This window comes from Treponema sp. R6D11, assembly GCF_054786075.1.
On the sequence record NZ_BDHD01000532.1, the window covers coordinates 1 to 828 of the forward strand.

Consider the following 828-nt stretch of genomic DNA (forward strand, 5'->3'; position numbering starts at 1 on the left):
CGCAGTTACCAACAAACGGGTGGTAATCGTTCCAATTCCCCCCAATGAAAAGAACTTTCCTGTGGAATCGTTTTATTACTCAAAGATAACGGCAATACAAGCCGTAGCAAATCCCGATTATAAAAAAGCCGAATTATGGATAAGCGAAAGCGGTAATTTACACGAACTGGTTTTTTTCTCGAATTTAAGTTATGTGAAAGCATACAAAGACGTGGCGGATAAAATTAAGTCTGGGAAATCCGGCGAATGGTTGGAAAAAGTCGCTTCTGATAATAGCGAGGAATTCAGAAAAAATATGTTACCTTCCATGAAGACGGCTTTCAAAACTTCTGATATGGAACATATCCAAAAACGTGATTTTCTTGCGGCTTATATTGAACTGCCTTGGGAGTATTACAAGAAAAATAACAAGTAATAATGAGTGGCACATTGTGCCAAACCTACGCCTGACCATAAATAAAAACAGCCATTGGCGAAACAGGCGTAGTAATTGATAAAAGCGTTCATGCCGCTTAATGCATGAAAGGAGAATTTTATGAGTGATGTAAGTTACAATGACAAATTGGAAGATGTTTACTACAACTTAAAACGGACAGTCAAGTTTTTTTTCATAGGGTGGCTTATGGTCTGTTGCGGTTTTTTATTGTCGATGCGAATGCATGGAACACTTTTAGAGACAGTGCTATCGATTGTGTTTATGGTTGTCGGTTGTTTTGGTTTTGCTATAATGGCATGGCCTATTTTGTCGTTTGTTATGGGAGGAGGCGCACTTTCCAAGGCGATGTCGCCGTCATACGAAGTTGTTACGACATACAAAGACGGCAGAAA

At 39.3% G+C, this 828-nt stretch carries 2 protein-coding genes; both read left to right on the top strand.

The annotated features are described in order from the left end of the window. Window positions 1-415, top strand: a 415-nt coding sequence (locus tag ACYVTD_RS14495; protein ID WP_461248424.1) for a hypothetical protein, incomplete at its 5' end; no start/stop codon positions are given. Window positions 416-535: 120 nt separating this feature from the next. Next, the coding region (locus ACYVTD_RS14500; protein WP_461248425.1) for a hypothetical protein at window positions 536-828 on the top strand (293 nt) is incomplete at its 3' end.